Here is a 15,484-nt window from a genome sequence, read left to right on the forward strand (position 1 = left end):
TAATAGAGTTCACTTTAACTTGAAGTTTGAGCTCAAATTAAGATTTGGGTTAGGTTACAAAATACGAGCGACAAAGCAACCTAACGTATTGATTCTCAGAGCTATGATTTTTTTCTCTGATTACCATACATGTCATCAAACCCGGGAATGCCTTGCTCCCACACGGGTTTATCTTCACCGACAATGGTTTTCAATGTATCAATGAAGAGCTTGGTTTTTATAGGTGCATCTCGATGTGGGTACACCGCATAGAAAGTGCCAAAGTCATCCAAGTTTAAGTGAGTCATTATAGGCACCAACTCACCACTGAGTACTTCATCTTCAATCATCTGCGCCGTGACAACCGCGAGAGTACTACCAGTTAGCGCGCTCTTGGAAATCATCTCAACATCATTCACTTTATAAGCGGCATTAAGCTGAAAATGCTGCGCTTGCCCCTCTTGATCGACATAAGAAAACTTATCGATTAACAAACCCGGAGCGGCATAAATAGTCGCAGGTAATGACTCTAATTTTTCGATGGTGTTGATCTCGCCATGCTGAGCAATGAACTCAGGTGAAGCAACAATCAACAATCGACTTCTGGCTATCTTACGGCTGATTAAGCTAGAGTTTTTGGGCTTACCAATACGGAAACCAATATCAAACCCTTCTTTAACCATATCGACGATTCGGTCTTCGAGTCTCAATTCAAAATCAACATCTGGATACTGCTTCTGGAAAACCGCAATCGCCTGCTGAACATATTGTCGACCGAACATGGTAGAGCTGGTGATTCTTAATAACCCTCTAGGCTCTGCATGGTAGTTTTGCGCCAAACGTCGAGTATCGTTCAACAGCGCACGAAGCTGATGCGCTTGATTGACCATCTCATTGCCTGCAGCTGTCAGAGATAACGAACGAGTGGTGCGATTGAGTAATCGAACATCCAGCTCTTCTTCAAGACGGCTGATCTGTTTAGAGATAACAGAACGGTCGACGTTTCTTTGCTCCGCCACTTTGACAAACGAACCCAGCTCAACCACTTCAAGTAACAATAATAAACGACTCGATATATCCATAACGCCCTTTATTGCATTTAAAGCACCAATTAAGTGCCAATATGACTATTTTTCTCATCTTATTACAAATCTATAGTAGCTGCACATAACGGAGACAACATTCAGTCCCGACCTAATAGAGGAACACCCCATGACACTACTATCTGTGACTAACCAAAATGGCATCGCAACGGTATCAATCAACAACCCACCAGTGAACGTGCTGACTTTCGACTTGATCAACGAGATCAATGCCTTTGTACTTTCATTGAAAGATGATCGTGATACTAAGGTTGTGGTCTTTAAATCATTACATGAGAGCTTCTTTCTGGCTCACCTAGATCTCAATGTGATCAACGGTACACAAGCTGGACAAGCCGGTTCGATTGAATTCAACCATATGATTGAGAACATTAAAGCGATGAAACAAGTCTCTGTCGCGGTGGTTGATGGCGTAGCTCGTGGGGGCGGTAATGAGTTTGTGATGGCGTGTGACCTTGCTTACGGCACTGAAAACTCAGCGTTCGCACAACCAGAAATTCATGTAAACATCCCAACGGGTGGCCAAGGCGCTGTGCAATTTGCCAGACGCATGGGCAAAAACAAAGCGCTACAAGCTTTGTTGCTTGGCAACGACTTTACGGCTCAACAAGCAGAACACCGTAACATCATTACGCAGTTCGTACCGAAGGCTGAGCTAGAGGATTTCTTAGCAGCGACACTCGGTGTGATCAGTCAATTAGAAGTACGTGATATCGTGATGTACAAAGAGATCATCGCAGCCTCAATCAAAGATGAACAAGCGGGCGCTGAACTAGAATTGCGTTACTTCTTAGAGCGCGCAAAAGAGCAAAAAACCGCAGCAATTATCGGTGCGTTTCTAAAACACGGTGGTCAAACTGAGCGTGAAGCGAAAGACATTCAAGGTATCTTCGTTGACACCGCAGCAGAGTTATCACAATAGACAATGACGCAATTAAATGGCCATCGCTTGATGGCCATTGATGTATCTAACTATTTATTTATCTATTTATCTGCGCACCGATGTAGTAATTATCTCACTCACTAAAACAGCTAAATCTGACTCATGATCGATTTCAGGCTCTCGGCTATTTCGGCATTGATGATCTCACCCGTTTCTACATTAAAGTTGTCGTAGAAACTTGGTATCGACATCGAGCCCTTCACATCAGCATCAAAATAAGGTGCCGAATTTACCGCAGACGACAACACAGAGCTTGCGCCGCCTGGGCCTGGTGATGTGGAGAGCATCACAACAGGTTTGCCTTGATACACTTTCATGTCGATTCGTGATGTCCAATCAAACACATTCTTAAAGGCTGCGGTGTATGAACCGTTGTACTCTGCAAAAGAGATGACAATAGCATCTGCTTCGCCAATCTTGCTAAAAAAGCGTTGCGCGTGTTGGTGAACACCGGACTCTTTTTCTCTGTCTTCACTGTAAATGGGCATCTCGAAATCATTAAGATCGAGCACCTCTACTTGTGCGCCCTCAACTAAGCTTGCGGTGTACGCTGCCAATTGTTGGTTAATCGATGCTTTACTGTTGGTCGCGCCAATTACTAATACTTTCATTGTTGATCCTCGAATATGGTTAGAAACATTTCTCTAAAGTTTGAAAAGGCACATTTGGCGCTAAACCAAAGTACGTTTGTAATGCAGCAAGGTACGTAGGCTCGTCTTCAAGTAGCCATTCCTCTGTTGAGCCATTTTTGCTAATTTTAATTTTCTGGTTAAGCAGCGTGACAATCCCACCTTCAATCGGCAGTGCCGCAATACAGTTTGATGTGAAAATGGATTTCGGACTGTTTGAAGTGAAGAAGTTGCTCGACTCTAGGTCGTTGGCACCCACATACGTCATGTCTAGGCTGTACACGCTCATCCACTCTTCACCCTGCTTTATCTGCAGTAAGAAGCCATATCGTTCATCTTCGATAAAACGAAAAGTTTGTAAGTCATTAGACTGCTCAATATTGGTTTCAATCAGCAATGGAGCACGAGGGGTAAAGGTGCCAAAGCCCGTATCCACCAGCCACTGTTTGCCTTCAATCGTCACCAATGTCACTCGATGGCTACGCCCTGTAGGCTCTCCTGCTAGGTGTACTCGACCAAGCAAGGCTCTCGCTTCAAAGCCCATATGGGTTAACACATTCAACAACAACCCATTAAGTTCTTGGCAATAACCACCTCGCTGATTAACCACCAGCTTTTCATGCAATGCCTCTTGAGACAGTTGAATAGGCAGCCCCTGAACCACATCAAAATTCTCGAACGGAATGGTTCGGTGTTGATGCTTATGGATCGCTATTAGGTTTTCGATTGTGGTATCGCTTGGTTGAGATAAACCAATTCTTGAAAAATATTCGGTGATTTGACGCTGTTCCATACCTAACCCCTGATTTGTTTTCATCACCTAATGACTGACGTCTTCCAAGCTAACAACGCTCAAAAATGACAAGGTGATTGTTTATGTTTTTAGATTGGGGATGATGATAGAACCTCAAGTTAACTTGAGGTAAAGCGATATTTTCAAAAAATAGGAAATAATTTAAAAATACTTATAAAGCAGTTGATTACGAAAGGTTAAACATAGACTGGCATTGCACAGATAAAAATAAGCACACCCAAAATACAGTGAGTGTGCTTTATCGAAATACTATTTACTTAAGTTGATTTAGTGAACTGACACCTGAGTAAGCGACTCCAGATAGCTCGGCCATTTCGCGATTCCACGTTGCCAAATCGTGAGGATTAAACTGATTCAAATGATCATGACCGCACGCTCTCGCCATCACTTGCATCAACTCCGTCGAGGCTTCGAAAAAGTTCTTTAATTGATTCGATGCCTTCTCGACATTTAACCGTTGGCGTAAATCGGCTTTTTGAGTCGCTATGCCCGCCGGGCAATTATTGGTGTTACACATACGGGCAGCAACACAACCTATCGACTGCATGGCACTGTTCGAGATAGCGACACCATCTGCACCAAGCGCCATCGCTTTTACGAAGTCCATTGGAACACGAAGCCCACCGGTAATGATTAAGGTGACTCTGTCACTTACGCCTTGCTTGTCTAGATAGGCTCTGGCACGACCAAGCGCTGGAATGGTCGGCACACTAATATGGTCACGGAACATTTCTGGCGCCGCCCCAGTACCACCGCCTCGACCATCCAAAATGATGTAATCGGCACTGGCATCAAGCGCAAACTGAATATCCTCTTCAATATGATTGGCACTCAACTTGAACCCTATTGGGATACCGCCCGTCACTTCTCGAACTCGGTCGGCGAAATTTTTGAAATCCTCGACGGTTTTTAGATCAACAAAGGTGGGTGGTGAAATCGCGGCGGTACCCGCTTCAATGCCACGCACCTCGGCTATCTTGCCAATGTTCTTCGCACCCGGTAGGTGACCGCCTGTTCCGGTTTTAGCACCCTGCCCACCTTTAAAATGGAAGGCTTGGACATTTTTGAGCTTAGATTCGTCGTAACCAAATTGTGCGCTAGCTAATTCATAAAAGTAACGTGAGTTCGCCGCTTGCTCTTCGGGTAACATTCCGCCCTCACCCGAGCAAATTCCCGTCCCCGCAAGCTCCGCACCTGTCGCTAAAGAGATTTTCGCTTCTTCAGATAACGACCCAAAACTCATATCAGACACAAATAAAGAGATGTTCAATTTAAGCGGCTTTTTCGCTTTTGGCCCAATAATAAGCTCAGTACCGACGGGCACGTTTTCCAATAACGGTTTGGTCGCCATTTGTGCAACCATCACTTGAATATCATCCCAGTGAGGTAATAGATATCTTGGGACACCCATTGAAGTCATTGGTCCATGGTGACCCACTTTGGATAAGCCATCTCGTGCTAATTGATGAATGAACTCGACCGTGGGCTCTTCTTTGGTTGCAGAAGCCGCCGGTGAGAGATCGGGCGTTGCCGCTTGGATATGAACATCGGGGCCTTCTTGACCCACTTGCTCAGCCGTAAACTGTTTATGGGTGCCATCACAAAAAGGGAGATTATTCGAATACTTACAGCGGCACAGGTAAGCGTCGCGGGTTTCCTCGGCCACGAAACTCTTCGGTTTGAAGCCCGTTCCTGCATGAGAACCATCACAAAACGGTTGGTTTTTCGATTTGCCACAGGTACAGAAGTAATACTCCTCGCCTTCGGTTAGCTCGACCTTAACGGGTTTGTTATCCGCTATTACTGGATTCTTCATAGTTCGTTCACCTTTTCTTTCTTATGATTTGATGACTGAAGCGATGACTTGCTCACAAGAGTAAAGTAAAGGTGAGATACGCGGCTAATTCAATAAATGAGCCAGAGAAAACAAGCTTAAAAGACAGCCTAAAAACAGAAGTATTGCTTGTTCAACACAAACAAAAATGGCCACCAAATCGGCAGCCATTGTGTTTTAAATCTGATTCCAAGCTAAACGGGAAGGGTTAATCAAATAACTCGATGACCAGCTTGTTGTCTTTAATCACTAGATTAGGTTCCGATGACTTGATCAATGACTCTTGAACCTTATTGCTATCCAATTTGTAAACCGGTGACTGAGACAACGCAAAACCAATCATAGAAACGGCAGGCTTAAGTAACTTCTCTATTTCAGGAGAAAGCTGCTTTCCCTTCTCCTCAAAGCGCTCAAGACGCAGAGATTTTAAGTAGACCTCACCACTCTCTTTGTCGTATTCGGGAATCGCGCTGAATTCGATATCCAGATCTAGCCCCATGTTTGGCATGTTAAACACTTGAACCTTTGCATTGGTATTCGCCAAAACAGACACACGCTCGGCATCAGCTCGACCAATTTGCACCGCTAAGTCATCAACCGCCACTTGCGCATACATAACGTTTTGTACACCCACTTCTTGCTCTAACATCACCGAATCTTGCAGGTAGTTCGTCATTTCTTGCTCAGTCACGCTGTAGCTCACACAACCGCCTAGCATCAGTGCAGAAGCTGCTAAAATGAACTTTTTTGCTACGTTAATTATCATCAATATCAGCTCTTTATCGTTAGTGATTAGCGCGGAGTTTACTGTGTGGTCATCCATAAACAAAACAGTAAAGACACGATATTCGTGAATACCTTTAATTAATAAGCATAAATATCAGTAAGTAAAGCACCAGATTAGCTTTCCCGCTTGAGATAATGACACTTGTCAGCCAAACGCCATCAGATTTGTGTGCTCGAATTAATTGAATTTTGCTTCTAAGCTTATGGATATTTAGGGGGCTTACTGAAGGTTTCATCATGGAGTCGAAACATGAAGAGTGAGCACAATGCCATCAAAAAGAGTATCACCTGAGCCAATAACTCGTTCTGTGATTCTGTTATGCAACACCGCATGCCTGCACCATAGTCAGTGGGTAGGAGAGCTGCGTCTCCATAACTGGGAAGCTCAAGTTGCAGAAACGACCGAACAGGCCATTCACTTACTTGATAGACGCGGCGAAAGCTACGCACCAATTGTCGTTTCTTGTCTAACATCATCCTCAATCGACAAACAGTGTGAGCAAATATCAGCGTTAAAGGTTCACTCTCCAAGTTTAAAAGCAATCGCTATCTGCAACCAACCACCAAGCCGCAACTTATCGCTCATTAAGCAAACCTTTTGGGATTATTACCACCTACCTATTGATACAGAATGGCTTTGTCGAAATTTAGGGCATGCGTATGGCATGGTCGACACCAAGCAAACTAAACCTAAGCTAGCCTCGTGCCATGAATGTCAATTGGTAGGGCAATCCAGAACCATCCAACAACTTAAAAAGAAGATAGCCAAGATCGCTAACAACGATTTTCCAGTGCTGATTCAAGGGGAAACCGGAACTGGAAAAAGCCTATGCGCGCGTTTAATACATGAGGCCTCAGCCCGCAGTCAAAAACCTTTCATCGCTGTAAATTGTGGCGCAATTCCACAATCCCTGATTCACTCAGAGTTATTTGGCTTTGAAAAAGGCTCGTTCACGGGTGCAAACAAACGCTACGTCGGACATGTGGAAAAAGCGAATGGTGGCACACTATTTTTGGATGAGATCGGCGACCTTGAGCTCTCACTACAAACTTACCTGCTCCACTTTCTTGAAAATAGTTCGATAGAACGACTCGGCAGTAATAACCAATTGCCCGTAGATTGCCGTGTAATTTTCGCCACCAACGTCAATATCGAACAAGCCGTTGCTGCGGGTAAATTTCGAAAGGATCTCTTTCATCGCATCAATGTACTTCCATTAGATCTAGTACCACTCAATGATCACAAAGAAGACATTGAAGATTTGGTTCGATTTGAACTGAAGCACAATTACGCATCCAAAACCAAACTGCCTAGTGACACCCTTGAGCAAATGAAACAGTACCATTGGCCGGGCAATGTCAGAGAATTATTTAACTGCATAAAAAGAGCGATTGTTCTTTCTAACTCAAGCGCCCTCTCTACCCGTCATATGGGGATTCAATTAAAAGACGCGTCGCCCGATACTGAGAGTGGCACTCGACTTTCTTCAAAAAATGTTCGTCGAGTGATTCAGCAACACCACTACAATATTTCCCAATCTGCTAAAGCGTTGTCTATTTCTCGGACAACCTTGTACAAGCTGATTAAAAAACATCAGATAGTAATTTAAGTCGCCTATCTAGCTAACTAAATAACTAAATAACTAAATAACTAATAAAGCAGCCTAACGAATTAGGCTGCTTTAGAGTTTAGTTGTACTCAATTAATGAAAGTGCTTATGGCTCAGGAACAGTAAATGGACAAACATCACAGGTTGCAATGTTGGATGTTTCCATAAATGCTTCTTGCAAGAACAGCGAGTCAAACGTTGCTGTCACTTGATTAGATAGCATCCCTGCAGTTCCGGTTGGTAACACATTTGGTGCATAAGTTTTACTTACTTGTGTACACACTTGACCAATCGCATCACCAAAGTTCGGTATCCACTCTCCTTCACCCGTTTTACAAGCAAAGAGCTCAGGGTCGGCACTTAATGCACTACACATATTGCCAGCACCACATGTGGTCACATCCTCAAGATCATCACAAGGTAAAGCAAAGTCGAGGTAATAACTGCTGTTGACTACTTCAGTAGGTAAATCAGAACGGCTCAAAGAGTCATCCTTAGAATCCACCAGCGATTCAATGGCCAATGGGATATCACCGGTATTACATATTTCAACATCATAGGTTTTCTTAAGCACAACTTGACCGCCATCAACCTCTAAGAAGCTATTACACACCTTAGAAATCTCAACCATCGGGCTCAAGTCTATTGGTGGACAATTGTAGGCCACGGGAGCTTGAGCATTCACGATAAGCCCATCAAGATCCACCGAACCATCTATGACACCGACAGCACCATTATTTACAGACAAGTAATTACCCATGAATGAGAATGACTCACCGACACTCCACACTTCATCACCATTACCAACCACTGGAAGCGCGCCTAAGATTGGTGACTCCGATAAAAAGGCCACTTCGTAATCACCATTGGTGCCTAACGAACCTGGACCAGTATTGGTTACCATCACGGTGTAATCGATGTTAAACATGCCATCAACCGTAAAGCTGGTTGTGTTACAAGTCGCCGCTATGCTGATGCTACATAAACTGAATGAACCGACAACGAAGTCAGCCAAAGATGCATCAATCGAACGAGAAGCTCGTGACTCAACTAAGAAGCTACTGAAACATGGAATATCTTCAATACCAAACTCATCGTTCAACAACGCAGATAAATTCAGACGTCCTTCAACAAAGCTCTCTGTCGGAATAGAGGTTGTTTCACCCGTTTTCGCGAGGTAGTCCCAACCTTGTACATTAGGTAGCGGTATTGCCCCGATAGAGTCATCATTTGCAATCGCACATATCTTATCGACACCGACTGCGCCACTGCCACATCTTGCACCAACGAAATCATTCGATTTAGGGTCTCCAGCCGTCTGGAACAGTCTGGTCATGTTGTCGGTGACATCACCATTATTTAAATCCCACTGCAACACTTCTATATACGGATTACCACCACTGGCTTGTGGGAATGAAATCAACACAAGGATGTCTCCATTGACATGCTGCCCAACAAAGTCGCCTTTGGTTTGTCCATCCGGTAACCCTACTTGGTCTTGTAGGAACCAGAATCCAATGTACATATCACCATTATTCGCATATCGGTCTGCACCAAAGTAAATCAGTAAATCGCCTTCGCTTTCAAAGGCAGCGGCATACGCATTAGTAAAGTCATCTTTCGGTTGTGGTGACGCCGTACGGAACGCCCAATTTGTAATGTCGGAATCATCTTTTGATCCACCTTTCCAAAAGATTTGGTCGATACCGTTACGGTCTTTTTCGAAAAACTCTGCAATCCCAACCATGCTGTTGGGATCATTTACATCGTCCCAATCAATACCACTATTATCACTGGTCGCATTACCATCAAGTTCCATCACATCAACAGTAGCCCACGCCAATTGGGGGCTACTAAACAACAAAAGCACACTAAGTAAATAATTTATAACCTTCATGTTCTCTCTCCATTTGTTCATACTTATGCTTTTAGGGTTTTCTGCCTTACCCAAATTAGAGAAAATCCTTTAGCAATTCGTAGGTTCGATAGAGCATATTCCAAGCCAAGTTCAACTAATTGATTTGATTGATGTTTATATATTGACGGAACACCTTTATTGGACGCTTTGTTATCATTTGTCCATAGACCAGAGATTTGACCAAACAATCAAGGACTTGGAAGGATGAACAAAGTGTCTAAGTCAGACATCTTTAGAGCTTTGATACGAGGAGAGTGATCTTTAAAAGGTACAATCACGTAGCCATTGCTAGATTATTGAATAACAAGCGGTTGAATTGACGGGTAACGGGAGGTTCAGATCGTGAAATGATAGGTGAACAGACGATGACACAACTTACGATATTCTACGATGGGACATGTCCATTGTGCGCAAAAGAGATGGCGGCACTTGCCAAGCATGATACCGAGAATAAGATTCAAACCATCGATATCTACAGTGAAGTCTTTTCAGACTACCCACAGATTGATGCCGACGCAGCCAACACCATTTTGCATGCACTGGATGAGAAGGGAAAACTGCTGCTAGGTTTAGACGTGACCTACCAAGCGTGGCGCTTAGTAGGAAAAGGTTGGCTATACGCCCCTTTACGTTGGGCGATAATCAAGCCAGTGGCAGACTGGTGTTATATTCGGTTTGCCAAGAACCGATATAAAGTCTCGTTCTGGTTAACCGGAAAGTCGCGCTGCGATGGTAACAGCTGCACAAAATAGCGCTTGGTTAAGACATACCACTTGCGACTTTGTAATACACCACACCAAACAGTGCGGCAAAAACGAAAACGGTAACCGCGACTTTTAACCAAATAAACTTCATGTTTTGTCCTTTAAATTCTGTTTACTGTTTCGCGAGACAAGTTACCACAACAAAACATTCGGTTGGGTAATGATTAATAGAACTTTGTAGTGAACCTTGATTCCCAGAGAGAACCTTTATGTCGGCAAAAGAGAGAAACCTTCCCACTCATCGAATTTCTAGATTCAGTAAGTTTGCCTCGCTGGCAACAAGGGTCGCGGGTAATGTGCTAACGGAAGGTACCAAGCAAATAGCACAAGGCAACAGGCCTAAAGCAAAAGACTTACTGCTAACGCCACAAAACATTGCTCGTCTAACCGATCAACTTGCACACCTGCGCGGTGCAGCAATGAAACTGGGGCAGATGCTATCAATGGATGCAGGCGATGTCTTAGAACCTGAATTAGCCGACATTCTTTCTCGCCTGCGCTCAGACGCAGATCCTCTGCCAACAAAGCAGCTCAACCAAGTGTTAGAAAGCGCGCTCGGGAGCCATTGGAAAGCCGAATTCCTTTCCTTCAACTTTAAACCTATTGCCAGCGCATCTATAGGCCAGGTTCACCAAGCCTATAGCGATGCGGGAGACAAACTCGCCGTCAAAGTCCAATACCCTGGCATTCGAAAAAGCATCGACAGTGATGTGGACAACGTTGGTACATTGCTCAATATCGTAGGGTTGATACCAAAGTCAGTCGATTACAAAGGCTTGCTAGAAGAGGCAAAAAAACAACTACATTATGAAGCCGACTACGCTCGTGAGGCTGACTATGCGACTCGTTATCAAAATGCATTAAAAGAGCACTCTCACTTCGTCGTACCTAAGATTCATACGCAAATCTCATCAGAATCGGTGCTCGCCATGGACTTCATTGAGGGCATCTCGATAGAGCAAATTGAAGGTTATGATCAGAGTACTCGAGATTTTGTGATGCACAGCTTGATCGAACTCATGTTCAGGGAATTGTTCGATTTTAAGATGGTGCAGACCGACCCCAACTTCGCCAATTACTTGTATGTGGAACAAACACGACAGATTGGCTTATTGGATTTCGGTGCCACCCGTGAATACAGCGCCCGCTTCAGTGATAGTTATCGCATGGCTTTCACATCTGTAGTCAATCATGATGAGCAGGGGTTAAACAAAGCCCTAGAGCAAATTGGATTTTTTAGCGAGACCATCCTCCCAGACCAGCGCCAAGCCATTCTTAACTTAGTGACTATGGCGTGTGAACCCATGCTTGTCGATGAAGATTACGACTTCAAAGCCAGTGGTTTAGCACAAAGGCTTCGTGAAGCAGGCACCATATTGAGCATGGAACAAGAGTATTGGCACACACCACCAGCCGATGCCCTATTCCTCCACCGAAAAATTGGAGGCATGTACCTGCTGGCATCTCGCCTTGGAGCAAAGGTGAATATCAGGCGCTTGGTGGAGCCCTATTTGCTAAGCGACAATTGACACTCAAGCGACAGCTGATACTGAAGCGATTCTGGTCTTTAAAGTGATCATTTTAAGTCGCTGAACAGTAATAACAGTTACGCCAACTAAAATGAGTCAGACTTATGAAACATTCACTGCTGTGCTCCACCGCCCTAATCGCGAGCCTAACAAGTTCATTCGTTTTTTCAGCAAGCTGCCCTGAGATACTCAACGGCAAACAAAGGCTGTTAAATTCAAACGAAGAAATTGAGCTGTGTGAAGAGTTTCAAGGCAAGACTTTATTGATTGTAAATACGGCAAGCCAATGCGGTTTCACGCCACAGTTCGAGCAACTTGAGCAGCTTCACCAAACTTATAAAGATGAAGGGTTCACGGTTGTTGGTTTCCCAAGCAATGATTTTCGCCAAGACAGAGGAAGTGAGGAGCAATCCGCTAAAATCTGCTACCTAGATTATGGTGTGACTTTTCCGATGATGGCGCGCGCTTCACTCTCAGGGGCAAACGCAAATCCAGTCTTTGCCGAAATCCAACAACAAGCCGGTATCAAACCAAAATGGAATTTCTACAAGTTCTTGGTCAGCAAAGAAGGCAAAGTGATAGCAACCTTCCCGAGTTCTACATCGCCAACCAGTAGTACCCTCAAAAATGCAATAGAGCAGCAGTTATGAGGTCAGATTACTTGGAGACAACTCAAACACGAAACACTATGGCCAAGCTCGGTTATATGGGTTTAATCCCCTTTTTATTCGGCCTACTGTTATCACTCACCGACAGCCAATTCTTTAGCTCGAGCGGCGAAACGCTCTTCATCACCTACAGCGTGGTTATCTTGAGCTTTTTGTCGGGCATTTTGTGGGGCAATGGGATAGAGAACTTCGAAAGCCAATCCAGCAACAAGGCTCTGATTCTAAGCAATGTTATTGTGTTGGCAGCCTGGCTAGCGGTGCTACTCGGTGAGCAGCAAGAGTTCCTCACCACACTGATTCTGATCTTAGGCTACATTGCGGTTTGGCGAGCGGAAAGGTCCATGAGAGAAGAGAACCAAAGTGAAGGTCCCGATGGCTATTTTGATATGCGAACCCGACTGACCTCTAGCGTGGTGTTGATGCACGGTATCGTGATGTTGACCTAAGCGCGTGATACCTGCATCTAAATAGACACAATGAAACGGGAACTAGACGATGAGCTGCATGACCAGACGAGGCTCATCGTCACCGAAATAATTGCTCTCTTCCTTGATGGTGACGAACCCCATCGACAAGTACAGCTCACAAGCCGAGTTGTTATTTGGATCAACAGTAAGCAACAGCTTGGAATCTTGGGGCAAGGTTCCTATCGCCTGCTGCATCAATGAACGGCCAATTCCCATGCCTCGGTAAGCGGTATCAACAGCCAGTGACAACACCCAATACTCTTGTTGTTTGTCGGTTGGCGTCATTAACACGTAGCCCGCAACCTGCGAATCCTGTTTCGCCACCAACAAGCCCTTCCCCCAGCAATCAAATGCCTGACGAAAGAAAAACAACGGATAGGCGTGATCGCCAAACAAAGCATGTTCAAGCTGGTAGATATCAGCCAGTTCTTGTTTTTCCGCACAAACAACATTCATACATCGACCTTAAATAGAATACCTACAACCGCGATTCAGCTACAACTGACCTTCAACTGAAGCCAACCAAGTTGGCAATTGCTCTCCAAACCAATTGATGTACTTGGAAGCTTGTGGGTTGTTACGACCGACTAATATATTCGTGACTTCTATTACGATCCAGCTTTTAGCGATGATCAATTGCTTTATTAATTCTTCACGCGGAATCAGGGTGTTATGGCAAAGATACTGTTCAACAATCAGCTCATAATCTTTCAGAGTACCCATTTGAAAGACGAGTGGCGCCAAGTCTATCGCGGGGCTACCAAAGCCAAACCTCTCCCAATCAAATAACACGAGTTGACCGTTATCTCTTCTTCCCCAATTTCCTTCATTGGAGTCACCCGAAATTAACGTGTCATGATTAAAAAGAGCATCACTCTGCGATTGAATGTACTTAAGACTGTCTTGCGTAACTTGAGGCAACTGTAGGGAAGATAAAGCCGATGTGGTGTCATCTGAACTCCATTGATGGTGCTTAACTTCGAATGTTGGTCGATATTGAGAACTGTGAATACTAGCAAGCTGCTGAAATACGGCACTTGTCGTTTGTAGCTCGGTAAGACAAACCGAATTAGGTATGTATTCGAGAAAAAGCTCACAACCATCGGCCGCAAGAAGTCGAGGCGTATTCACTCCATCAAGATACTGCGCTGCGTGTTGGTAAAAAGCGACTTCAACCTCGCCAGCCCCTTGTTTATGTATACAAGGAATTCCATTACGCTGAGTTAAAGAAACCTGCGCAGCGCCCATTTGTGAAAGGTCTTGATTACTCATAGCATCCTTCTATCCATGTAAACAGCAGAACGAACCCTACTGACGGCTTACCAGCAAATTCGCACCAGATAAGGCAAGAAACACAGAACATGCTTTATTAAAGCGCTTGGCCATTTGAGGTTTTGAAAACCAACTTCGTAGATATAAACCAAACGCCGCATAGATAGAAATCGCAAGCATTTCTAATACAAGAAACGTGCTTCCTAAAACAAAGAATTGAGTATTTACGTTCGCTGAAACATCGACAAATTGAGGAAGGAATGCAGTGAAAATGAGTATCGCTTTTGGATTACCAGCAGCGAGTGCAAATTCTTGTTTAACCAGACCAAACCAATTCTTATTTCGTTCGATATCCGCGACCGGGCTAGCTTGTGAGCGCCATAGGTTGAACGCGATCCATAACAGGTACATCGCGCCAAATAGCTTAATCATGAAAAACAACGTTTCAGAGGTGTAAAGCACAACCGCTAAGCCAGATGCAGCCAAAGCAATCATGCCAGAAAAAGCGAGGATTCTTCCTAGGCCTGCGACAAAGGCGGCCTGAAATCCGTAACAACGGGCGTTGTTCATTGATAACAAATTGTTTGGGCCCGGAGTCATGTTGAGCGCAAAACAAGCGGGGATAAACAGCAGCAACTTCCATATTTCCATTGGTATTTCCTAGTCTCAATATGCCAAGGTTGTCGTATCATTGAATGAAATATGACCTTTATAGCAGCTATTAAAACCAGTACCAATCCTAGTGTCGTATCCTTTCAACTAATTCTCAAAAAATTTCTCGTATTCTGGTGTCGATAAGTTTTCTGCAATCCCCATTTCGCCCACTATGTAAATGGCACTCGCAAGGGTTTCGATGGTTTGATTAGGCTCTCTATCGGGCACTTCACCAACAACAGGAACGGGCTGACGTGCAGATGTTGAATTGCAGACTACGCTTTCACAAACGATGTTTTGTTGTTCCTGCTGAGAAACTTCAGGTGGCTTGAAATCCGGTGAATTGAAGTCGGGAACAGCAATACCCTCACTTGAAAAATCAGAGGCGCTGTATGAAGCCGCTGAAAACAGAGAAAGGAGCAGCATCCACTTATTCATATATACCTCCATCGTTAGCATTCACTGAATTTATAAATACTATCTAATTCAAACCATTGTGAACAGTGTTTTATTA

At 44.2% G+C, this 15,484-nt stretch carries 16 protein-coding genes; 6 read left to right on the forward strand and 10 right to left on the reverse strand.

Annotated elements, in window-relative coordinates; translation table 11 throughout:
- Positions 1 to 101: 101 nt before the first annotated feature.
- Complete coding sequence (locus tag OCV20_RS11530; protein WP_086775035.1) at positions 102 to 1,061, reverse strand: LysR family transcriptional regulator; 960 nt, start codon at positions 1,059 to 1,061, stop codon at positions 102 to 104.
- Positions 1,062 to 1,191: 130 nt separating this feature from the next.
- Between OCV20_RS11530 and OCV20_RS11535 the strand changes: the two genes are divergently transcribed.
- Positions 1,192 to 2,004: an enoyl-CoA hydratase/isomerase family protein gene (locus OCV20_RS11535; protein ID WP_086775036.1), complete on the forward strand. Its 813-nt coding sequence runs from the start codon at positions 1,192 to 1,194 to the stop codon at positions 2,002 to 2,004.
- Positions 2,005 to 2,114: 110 nt separating this feature from the next.
- On the opposite strand, the gene OCV20_RS11540 is transcribed toward OCV20_RS11535, so the two are convergent.
- The 4 genes from OCV20_RS11540 to OCV20_RS11555 all read right to left on the reverse strand — a co-directional run bounded on the left by OCV20_RS11540 (position 2,115) and on the right by OCV20_RS11555 (position 6,068).
- Positions 2,115 to 2,636 carry an NADPH-dependent FMN reductase gene (locus OCV20_RS11540; protein WP_086775037.1) on the reverse strand — a complete coding sequence of 174 codons (522 nt, stop codon included), beginning with the start codon at positions 2,634 to 2,636 and terminating at the stop codon, positions 2,115 to 2,117.
- 19 nt (positions 2,637 to 2,655) lie between these two features.
- Positions 2,656 to 3,447, reverse strand: a complete 792-nt coding sequence (locus OCV20_RS11545) for an arylamine N-acetyltransferase family protein (RefSeq protein WP_086775038.1) — start codon at positions 3,445 to 3,447, stop codon at positions 2,656 to 2,658.
- A 274-nt stretch (positions 3,448 to 3,721) separates the two neighbouring features.
- Positions 3,722 to 5,284, reverse strand: coding sequence for a glutamate synthase-related protein (locus OCV20_RS11550; RefSeq protein ID WP_086775039.1), 1,563 nt, complete (start codon positions 5,282 to 5,284; stop codon positions 3,722 to 3,724).
- Between the two features lie 226 nt (positions 5,285 to 5,510).
- Positions 5,511 to 6,068, reverse strand: coding sequence for a YceB family lipoprotein (locus tag OCV20_RS11555; protein WP_086775067.1), 558 nt, complete (start codon positions 6,066 to 6,068; stop codon positions 5,511 to 5,513).
- 286 nt (positions 6,069 to 6,354) lie between these two features.
- Here OCV20_RS11555 and OCV20_RS11560 point away from each other — a divergent pair, with 286 nt between their 5' ends.
- Positions 6,355 to 7,698 (forward strand): sigma-54 interaction domain-containing protein, encoded by a 1,344-nt coding sequence (locus OCV20_RS11560; RefSeq protein WP_086775040.1) that lies wholly within the window; start codon positions 6,355 to 6,357, stop codon positions 7,696 to 7,698.
- Positions 7,699 to 7,804: 106 nt separating this feature from the next.
- Here OCV20_RS11560 and OCV20_RS11565 read toward each other — a convergent pair whose 3' ends face one another.
- On the reverse strand, positions 7,805 to 9,595 hold the full coding sequence (locus OCV20_RS11565; RefSeq protein WP_086775041.1) for a hypothetical protein: 1,791 nt from the start codon (positions 9,593 to 9,595) through the stop codon (positions 7,805 to 7,807).
- A 386-nt stretch (positions 9,596 to 9,981) separates the two neighbouring features.
- On the opposite strand from OCV20_RS11565, the gene OCV20_RS11570 reads away from it, so the two are divergent.
- The 4 genes from OCV20_RS11570 (at position 9,982) to OCV20_RS11585 (ending at position 13,023) form a co-directional block, all read left to right on the forward strand.
- Positions 9,982 to 10,368 carry a thiol-disulfide oxidoreductase DCC family protein gene (locus OCV20_RS11570; protein ID WP_086775042.1) on the forward strand — a complete coding sequence of 129 codons (387 nt, stop codon included), beginning with the start codon at positions 9,982 to 9,984 and terminating at the stop codon, positions 10,366 to 10,368.
- Between the two features lie 221 nt (positions 10,369 to 10,589).
- A complete protein-coding gene (locus tag OCV20_RS11575) occupies positions 10,590 to 11,909 on the forward strand; it encodes an ABC1 kinase family protein (RefSeq protein WP_086775043.1) in 1,320 nt (439 codons plus the stop codon).
- A gap of 104 nt (positions 11,910 to 12,013) precedes the next feature.
- The gene (locus OCV20_RS11580; RefSeq protein WP_086775044.1) at positions 12,014 to 12,559 is read left to right on the forward strand and encodes a glutathione peroxidase; all 546 of its coding nucleotides are present in this window, start codon (positions 12,014 to 12,016) and stop codon (positions 12,557 to 12,559) included.
- Positions 12,556 to 13,023 (forward strand): DUF3429 domain-containing protein, encoded by a 468-nt coding sequence (locus OCV20_RS11585; RefSeq protein WP_086775045.1) that lies wholly within the window; start codon positions 12,556 to 12,558, stop codon positions 13,021 to 13,023. Before OCV20_RS11580 ends, OCV20_RS11585 begins: the two co-directional genes overlap by 4 nt.
- A gap of 42 nt (positions 13,024 to 13,065) precedes the next feature.
- On the opposite strand, the gene OCV20_RS11590 is transcribed toward OCV20_RS11585, so the two are convergent.
- The 4 genes from OCV20_RS11590 to OCV20_RS11605 form a co-directional block, all read right to left on the reverse strand.
- On the reverse strand, positions 13,066 to 13,500 hold the full coding sequence (locus OCV20_RS11590) for a GNAT family N-acetyltransferase (protein WP_086775046.1): 435 nt from the start codon (positions 13,498 to 13,500) through the stop codon (positions 13,066 to 13,068).
- Positions 13,501 to 13,539: 39 nt separating this feature from the next.
- Entirely contained in the window at positions 13,540 to 14,316 is a 777-nt protein-coding gene (locus OCV20_RS11595; protein ID WP_086775047.1) for a phosphotransferase family protein, read from the reverse strand.
- Positions 14,317 to 14,352: 36 nt separating this feature from the next.
- Positions 14,353 to 14,967 (reverse strand): LysE family translocator, encoded by a 615-nt coding sequence (locus tag OCV20_RS11600; RefSeq protein ID WP_050649453.1) that lies wholly within the window; start codon positions 14,965 to 14,967, stop codon positions 14,353 to 14,355.
- Between the two features lie 108 nt (positions 14,968 to 15,075).
- Positions 15,076 to 15,429: a hypothetical protein gene (locus tag OCV20_RS11605; protein WP_086775048.1), complete on the reverse strand. Its 354-nt coding sequence runs from the start codon at positions 15,427 to 15,429 to the stop codon at positions 15,076 to 15,078.
- Between the last annotated feature and the right edge of the window lie 55 nt (positions 15,430 to 15,484).

This window comes from Vibrio coralliirubri, assembly GCF_024347375.1.
GTDB lineage: Bacteria > Pseudomonadota > Gammaproteobacteria > Enterobacterales > Vibrionaceae > Vibrio > Vibrio coralliirubri.

What these genes read in the sequence shown, in the direction of transcription:
- OCV20_RS11530 (WP_086775035.1), bottom strand. Translation starts at nt 1,061, where the DNA reads ATGGATATATCGAGTCGTTTATTATTGTTACTTGAAGTGGTTGAGCTG.
- OCV20_RS11535 (WP_086775036.1), top strand. Translation starts at nt 1,192, where the DNA reads ATGACACTACTATCTGTGACTAACCAAAATGGCATCGCAACGGTATCA.
- OCV20_RS11540 (WP_086775037.1), bottom strand. Translation starts at nt 2,636, where the DNA reads ATGAAAGTATTAGTAATTGGCGCGACCAACAGTAAAGCATCGATTAAC.
- OCV20_RS11545 (WP_086775038.1), bottom strand. Translation starts at nt 3,447, where the DNA reads ATGGAACAGCGTCAAATCACCGAATATTTTTCAAGAATTGGTTTATCT.
- OCV20_RS11550 (WP_086775039.1), bottom strand. Translation starts at nt 5,284, where the DNA reads ATGAAGAATCCAGTAATAGCGGATAACAAACCCGTTAAGGTCGAGCTA.
- OCV20_RS11555 (WP_086775067.1), bottom strand. Translation starts at nt 6,068, where the DNA reads ATGATAATTAACGTAGCAAAAAAGTTCATTTTAGCAGCTTCTGCACTG.
- OCV20_RS11560 (WP_086775040.1), top strand. Translation starts at nt 6,355, where the DNA reads ATGCCATCAAAAAGAGTATCACCTGAGCCAATAACTCGTTCTGTGATT.
- OCV20_RS11565 (WP_086775041.1), bottom strand. Translation starts at nt 9,595, where the DNA reads ATGAAGGTTATAAATTATTTACTTAGTGTGCTTTTGTTGTTTAGTAGC.
- OCV20_RS11570 (WP_086775042.1), top strand. Translation starts at nt 9,982, where the DNA reads ATGACACAACTTACGATATTCTACGATGGGACATGTCCATTGTGCGCA.
- OCV20_RS11575 (WP_086775043.1), top strand. Translation starts at nt 10,590, where the DNA reads ATGTCGGCAAAAGAGAGAAACCTTCCCACTCATCGAATTTCTAGATTC.
- OCV20_RS11580 (WP_086775044.1), top strand. Translation starts at nt 12,014, where the DNA reads ATGAAACATTCACTGCTGTGCTCCACCGCCCTAATCGCGAGCCTAACA.
- OCV20_RS11585 (WP_086775045.1), top strand. Translation starts at nt 12,556, where the DNA reads ATGAGGTCAGATTACTTGGAGACAACTCAAACACGAAACACTATGGCC.
- OCV20_RS11590 (WP_086775046.1), bottom strand. Translation starts at nt 13,500, where the DNA reads ATGAATGTTGTTTGTGCGGAAAAACAAGAACTGGCTGATATCTACCAG.
- OCV20_RS11595 (WP_086775047.1), bottom strand. Translation starts at nt 14,316, where the DNA reads ATGAGTAATCAAGACCTTTCACAAATGGGCGCTGCGCAGGTTTCTTTA.
- OCV20_RS11600 (WP_050649453.1), bottom strand. Translation starts at nt 14,967, where the DNA reads ATGGAAATATGGAAGTTGCTGCTGTTTATCCCCGCTTGTTTTGCGCTC.
- OCV20_RS11605 (WP_086775048.1), bottom strand. Translation starts at nt 15,429, where the DNA reads ATGCTAACGATGGAGGTATATATGAATAAGTGGATGCTGCTCCTTTCT.